We start from the raw sequence: 6,054 nt of genomic DNA, 5'->3' as shown, positions 1-6,054 counted from the left end.
GAGCTTCCCTAAGGAGACTCTGATTTACTGCACTGAGGGGACCTTTTTGTAAAGGGTCATAGACCCACGTTTCCCCCAGGGTCATTAATCGGAGTTTCCCCTGTTGCCTCTCATGGGGCGGCGGATTCAATGAGCGGAGAGGTTTCACCATGAGGGAAGCACTGGCCGAGATCATGCTCTGTCCATTCTGCATGAAGGGCGGCCTCGAGGTCCGCGCCGCTGCAAGGGACGGACTGGAGATAACGGAAGGGAGTCTTCTGTGCCGGGCCTGCGGCAACGAATACGCCGTAAGCGACGGCATGGCATACCTCCACCGGAAGGATTACACCTGGACGGGGCTCGTCGATACGGAGGCCAGGGGGTGGGGCGAGCGCAACGTGCCAGGGCCGACGGAGATGTGGAACCGCCTCCCCTTCCACGGCGAGGGCATACAGGACGACTGGGGGAGGTCGTACTGGCGGATACAGGCCAGGGCCTTTATCTTCAATGTGGGCGTGCTGAGCGGCCTCGTCGAAGACGAAGGAGGCATCTTCCTCGAACCCGGCGCCCAGACCGGATGGGTCGCAAAGCACCTGAGCAGGGTCTTCCCCTCCATGACGGGCGTGGCCACCGACGTCTTCGACGACCGCGGCTCGGGCCTCGGCGTATGCAAGGGGCTCATCGAGATGGAAGGCGTCTACTTCGAGCGCGTCATACAGGACATACACACCCAGCTTCTCGCCGACGGCTCGGTGAGCTTCGTCTACGGAGACAACACGCTCCACCATTACCGGTTCCTTGAAGAGGCCATGTGCAGCCTGGCCTCCATGCTCCGCCGCGACGGCGTCTTCGTGGGCATCGAGCCCATAGTTCCCTTCTGGGTCGACAAAAGGACGCTCGAAGAGGCCGACGCCAACTGGCGGGACTTCAGGATAAAGGAGAGGTGCTACTACTTCACCGACTATATCGAGGCCTTCGAGCGGGCGGGACTATCCAATATCGTCATGGTTCCCTACCATGTGACGGACCCCAGGGAAAGACGGCGGCTGCGCTTCGACCCGAAGGCGATGCTGCCCTACTACCCGGTGGGTCTCAAGACAAGAAGGCTCGTGGAGGAGAAGAGGGCCTGCAAAAGGCTCTTCGACGAGATGGCCTCCTATACGAGCGACGAGTTTGAAAAGAAGGCGAGGCTCGGGGAGCAGCCCCTTCTCTACGCGCTGATATTCGCCTCCAGGGAGCGGGACCTCACCGGGCTCGCCGACTACTTCGCGGACCTCCAGGAGAACGCGGAGAAGACCGCCGAAAGGGTCATACCCTACGGAGAAGCCATCGAGGCGGACGACGGCCTCCAGGAGGTGACCTTCTCCATAAGTCTCGCCGTGCGGGACCCGGCCTCCGACGAGCCCGTGCTGCGGCTCAGGCTCTTGACTCCCGACGGCCGCGTCGCGGCCGACAAGACCGTGCTCGGCTACCAGTTCGGCGGCGCAAGCGGGCCCCGCGACTTCTCGTTCCTCCTCTACGGCGACGAAGTGGATGGGCTGCGCCCCCACGCAACGGCCCTTGAGGGAGGTTGTGACCTGCGCGTCGAGGCCGTAAGGGTGTGCAGGCTGCCGGAGTTCTCACCGATCCGCTCGACAGCCCTCTACGAGACCATCGCCAAGCTGTACGGCCTGAGAAAGCAAGGGGGCTGACCCGCGCCTTCCTCCTGGCGTCGCCCATCCGAATCGACTGTTACGTAACTTGACAACAGGGGGCTCCTGTCATATTAATCAGACAGGTCCCTGTAAAGAGGAAGCCTTCCGCCGGGGAAGCCCCCATGTCAAAAGGTCCCCCCCAGGGGAACAAAAGAGAGTTCCCCCAACAAAGCGAGGTGCGCAGCGATGAAGAAGAGCCTGCTTTTACTGACGGTCTGTCTGTTTACGGCCATGCCGCCCGCCGCAACGGTCTTCGGCGCCGAGCGGCCCCCCTCCTATGCCTTCAAGTTCCTCATGCACCGCATATTCGACAATTACACGAACGCCCAGATCAGCTACTCCATGAAGAACTACGAGGTGACGGACATCCACCTCAAGAGCATCGAGGAGGCCGTGGCCGAGATCCCCTCCGTTGCGCCTCGATACGACATGGAGGGCCGAGAGCTCGACCGCCGGCTCTTCGACGAGAGGCTCGCCAGGCTCTCGGCCCTGGTGAGCGAGCTCAGAGAGGCCGTAAAGCGCCGGGAGAAGAGGGCCGTAAAGGAGACGCCCCAGGAGATATTCAACCTCTGTGTCTCCTGCCACGAGACGGCGCGGCTGAAGCACCTCTTCCACGCGCCGGCGCGCGGCACGCTCTTCGGACGCTACATGCACAAGATATCGGACCACGTGGAGCTCGCCGACATATACCTCGACGACGAGGACTACGAACACGCCGCCGAGCAGATAAAGCTCGTCAATTTCTACCTCGACCTCCTCGTCAATGTGCTGCCGGAGAAGGGACCGAGCGGCATCATCATGGACAAGGAGAACTTCCTCGAGCGTGTCGAAGAGGCCAAGGAGTTCAACCGCCGGGCGGCCGAAAAGATCGGGAAACGCGAAGAGGTCCAGGTCTATTTCATAAAGAAGGCGCTCAACGACGTGTGCGTGGCCTGCCACGAACCCGCAAGGCTCAGATACTGACCTGATACTGACCTGAGGGAACCTTTTTGTAAAAGGGTCACAGACCCACGGTTCCCCCAGGGCAATTAATCAGAGTTTCCTTAAGAGCGGGAGGCGGCGTTGCCGGCCGCTACTGTTTCTTTATGGGCCTTGCCCTCTTTTCGGGGGAGCCCAGGTGGCACCTGGAGCAGTTGGAGAGGGGGAAGGAAACCTTGCCGTGGCAGCGGCCGCAGTAGTTGCCGCGGCGGAGCTCGACCATGTTCATCCTGGCGGCGCCGGCCTTCTTTTCGAAGATGGCCGGGTGGCAGGAGTCGCAGTTGAGCCAGTAGACGTGGGGGCGGTGGGGAAAGACCACGTCGGGTACGAGCTTGCTCTCGAACTTGTAGACCACGTCCACGTTGAAGAGCTCGTCCACGTCCACCTCCTTGCCCATCGACTCGCCTATGGCGTCCTTGGGCCGTATCTTGCCCTCGAAGGCGGCCTTTGACCAGTCGACGAAGTCGTAGCGGTCCTTGGGGAGCATCTTGAGCGGAATGACCACCGGCGTCTGCTCAGCGGGCTTGTCGGTGGGCACCGAGTGGCACTTGAAGCAGCTGCGTAGCGGAAAGGCGACCTTGCCGTGGCAACGGCCGCAGAACTCGCCCTTTGTTATCCTGGCCATGGACATGCCCGAGCCGCCGGCCCGCTTGGCGAATATCTTGGGGTGGCAGTTGTCGCACTTGAGCCAGTAGTTGTGGACCCGGTGGGGAAAGATGACGTCGGCCATGAAGGGCTGGGTCGACTTTATGAGTATGTCGTCGGAGAAGAGCTCGTCGGCGGAGGGCCGCGGGGGCGGCGGGGCCCCCGGAAGGGCGTCCCTGGGGGCGATGAGCCCCTCGACGACCGCCTTTGTCCAGTCGACGAATCCGTACCTGTCCTTGGGCAGGTGCTGGAGGGGGATGACCTCGGGCGTTGTGTCTATTAGGCCGTACTTGTTGTACTTGAGCCCGCCGGGCTCGCTCTTTTTGATCGCCGCGGCGCTTTCGGCCGCAGGCGCCTCCGGCTTCTTCTTCCCGGTCTCCGCCTTCTTTTCGGCCGCGGCCTTCTTTCTCTTCTTTTCGGCTATGGCCATCTCCGACGGTATGGTGGCGAGGTGGCGGGGGGCCGAGTGGCACTTGAAGCAGTTGCGCAGGGGAAAGGCGACCTTGCCGTGGCAGCGGCCGCAGAACTCGCCCTTGCTTATCCTGGCCATGGACATGTCGACCGTGCCGCCGGCCTCCATGGCGAATATCTTGGGATGGCAGTTGCCGCACTTGAGCCAGTAGACGTGGGGGCGGTGGGGGAATATCACGTCGGGCATGAAGGCCTTGGTGGACTTTATGAGTACCTTGTCGGTGTACTTCTTGCCGGCGTCGGCGTCGGCTTCGGCCTCGCGGCCCGGCAGGGTGTCCCTGGGCGCGATAAGACCCTTTTCCACGGCGGCGGCCCAGTCGACAAAGCCCTTTTCATCCTTGGGGAGGTACCGCAGCGGCACCACATCGGGCGTTGTGTCTATGAGGCCGTACTTGTTGTACTTGAGTCCGCCGGGACGGCGCTCGTGCGAATCCCCGGCCTCGGCCGGTGAAGGGGCCTCGCCCCGCACGGGCGGCACGGCAACCGCAGCAGCGCAGAGAAGGAGGAGGGCAAGGGCTGCGCCGACCCGGCCGCGTGGCCGTGGAGTTTCTTTTACCATGACCCTCATTTAACAAGGATCGGAGAGGTTTGTCAAGCCTGCTCGATGAAAGGGTTTTACCGTCACGGCGGTCAAAGTCGCCCCTCCCTGCTGTCAGGTTTTTTTACACTTGTTACAGACAGTGGCGTCTACACTAACCCCCCGGAAAATAAAGACTTCCCGGCCGGCACCGCCTCTCGGCCCCATGGCGGCGCCCTTCAGGCCCTGCGGAAGGGGCGCCGTATATGTTTACACTTTTGCAACAGAGCCGTCACGGGCCCCCTTGGGCCGGAGCGGCTTGTGTGAGGCAAAGTCTTTCTGGATCAAGCTCTTGGCCGCGCAACAGACCCTGCTTTACGCTATTGGCATCATTATTGCAAGTTTCCTCGTTAGTAGAGATCGGCGGGGACCGGAGGTGGCGCAGTGTCGCTCGCGCCGTAGCCCAGGACCTCCTGTCCGGACGGTTTCGTCCGCTTTTGCCCCATGCCGAAAAGACCCGTCCTGTGGCGGAGAGACTGGTACAAGTTGTGTCCATCAAGCATCATATACAGCACTACCTGAACTCCCTGCACATCTATGCGCTCCTTGTGCGCATGGGATTAAAGAAGAACCGGGCGCTCGTCGTAGCCAAGGGGTGGGAGAAGCTCGTACACAGGGTAATCTACTGAAAGGACCGGCGGGACCTTTTTTGATCGGGCGAGGTTGCTCGGTAGCGCAGACCGGCTTTGCCGGTTTGCGCTCGACTCGCAAGGAGGTTCCGTCGGGTAAACTCGACCGGCCAGGGTCGGGAAGGAACGGTGATGTTATGGTGTCGCTATGAACAAACTGATCTGCTCAAGGTGTCAAAGCACATTCTACACGGCTGCCCCCACCTCCGAGATACCCTGTCCCTTCTGCGGTTTCGTCAGCAGGAAGAGCTTTGAGCCCGAAAGGCGGCTGGAGAAGAGGATGCTCGTCGAGAGGGGCTGCGAGCTCGTCCTGGCCGAGAACAAAAAGATCCACGGAAGGATCGTCGACATATCGCTGCACGGCGTGGGGGTGGAGACCCCCTCGCCTCTGACCACCTTCCAGCGTGACGAGATGCTCGAGATCGTGGCCGAAGACCTCGACATAAAGAGCCGGGCCCAGGTCCGCTGGACCAACAGGATAAACGGCGTGGTCAAGGCCGGACTGCTCATGGTCTGACGGCCGCGCCCCTTCCCATCCCACCAGCCCTTGATACCTCCTCACGGAGGGCCGCAACCTGCCGGGATGCTTCCTCGACCGCCCTTGCTGTGTCATCGTCCGCCCGGTACGGCTGCAAAGAAAAGACATCCTGACGCCGAAGCGCCCCTCGCGGTCCGGGACGACGGTGAAGGCCCGCCGGAAAGGCCCTGCTAAGTCTCTCTGAAGGTCGGTTTGCCTTCCGGCCGATGGAAGGGGCTCTTGCGGCCGGCGGTAGAGGAGGTCTTCAGGGACGGAGAGTCGGAAAGAGAAGCCGGTTGGTGCCGAAGGGGGGATTCGAACCCCCACAGGCGTATCGCCCACAAGAACCTGAATCTTGCGCGTCTACCAATTCCGCCACTTCGGCTGCAACTGCAACGACTCACCCGCTTTGAGGTTGCATCGCCGGGGATTTCGGGCTATATTTAAGAAAGCTCTGATTTATTGCACTGAGGGAACCTTTTTGTAAAAAGGTTCCCTCAGACTCCCTCCAAAAACTTTTAATGCGAGTTGGTTTCCCCCTGTTTTGCCAGGCAAAACAGGGGG

Annotated in this window: 4 protein-coding genes and 1 tRNA gene; 3 read left to right on the top strand and 2 right to left on the bottom strand. The window is 61.3% G+C overall.

Annotated elements, in window-relative coordinates:
• Window positions 1-149: 149 nt before the first annotated feature.
• Together ENJ37_00025 and ENJ37_00020 are read left to right on the top strand one after the other, a co-directional pair.
• Window positions 150-1,670: a hypothetical protein gene (locus ENJ37_00025; protein HHL38876.1), complete on the top strand. Its 1,521-nt coding sequence runs from the start codon at window positions 150-152 to the stop codon at window positions 1,668-1,670.
• A 189-nt stretch (window positions 1,671-1,859) separates the two neighbouring features.
• Window positions 1,860-2,636: a hypothetical protein gene (locus ENJ37_00020; GenBank protein HHL38875.1), complete on the top strand. Its 777-nt coding sequence runs from the start codon at window positions 1,860-1,862 to the stop codon at window positions 2,634-2,636.
• A gap of 109 nt (window positions 2,637-2,745) precedes the next feature.
• Here ENJ37_00020 and ENJ37_00015 read toward each other — a convergent pair whose 3' ends face one another.
• Window positions 2,746-4,335, bottom strand: coding sequence for a hypothetical protein (locus ENJ37_00015; protein HHL38874.1), 1,590 nt, complete (start codon window positions 4,333-4,335; stop codon window positions 2,746-2,748).
• A 786-nt stretch (window positions 4,336-5,121) separates the two neighbouring features.
• On the opposite strand from ENJ37_00015, the gene ENJ37_00010 reads away from it, so the two are divergent.
• Entirely contained in the window at window positions 5,122-5,490 is a 369-nt protein-coding gene (locus ENJ37_00010) for a hypothetical protein (protein HHL38873.1), read from the top strand.
• 297 nt (window positions 5,491-5,787) lie between these two features.
• On the opposite strand, the gene ENJ37_00005 is transcribed toward ENJ37_00010, so the two are convergent.
• Window positions 5,788-5,875, bottom strand: a tRNA-Leu gene (locus tag ENJ37_00005).
• Between the last annotated feature and the right edge of the window lie 179 nt (window positions 5,876-6,054).

It is taken from the genome of Deltaproteobacteria bacterium (genome assembly GCA_011375175.1).
In the GTDB taxonomy this organism is placed as follows: domain Bacteria; phylum Desulfobacterota; class GWC2-55-46; order GWC2-55-46; family DRME01; genus DRME01.
The sequence above is the reverse complement of the archived record's forward strand: the minus strand, read 5'-3'. Positions and strand labels throughout refer to the sequence as shown.

Bases quoted from the DNA above. Each gene is read 5' to 3' on its own strand.
- ENJ37_00025 (HHL38876.1), top strand. From the start codon at position 150: ATGAGGGAAGCACTGGCCGAGATCATGCTCTGTCCATTCTGCATGAAG.
- ENJ37_00020 (HHL38875.1), top strand. From the start codon at position 1,860: ATGAAGAAGAGCCTGCTTTTACTGACGGTCTGTCTGTTTACGGCCATG.
- ENJ37_00015 (HHL38874.1), bottom strand. From the start codon at position 4,335: ATGAGGGTCATGGTAAAAGAAACTCCACGGCCACGCGGCCGGGTCGGC.
- ENJ37_00010 (HHL38873.1), top strand. From the start codon at position 5,122: ATGAACAAACTGATCTGCTCAAGGTGTCAAAGCACATTCTACACGGCT.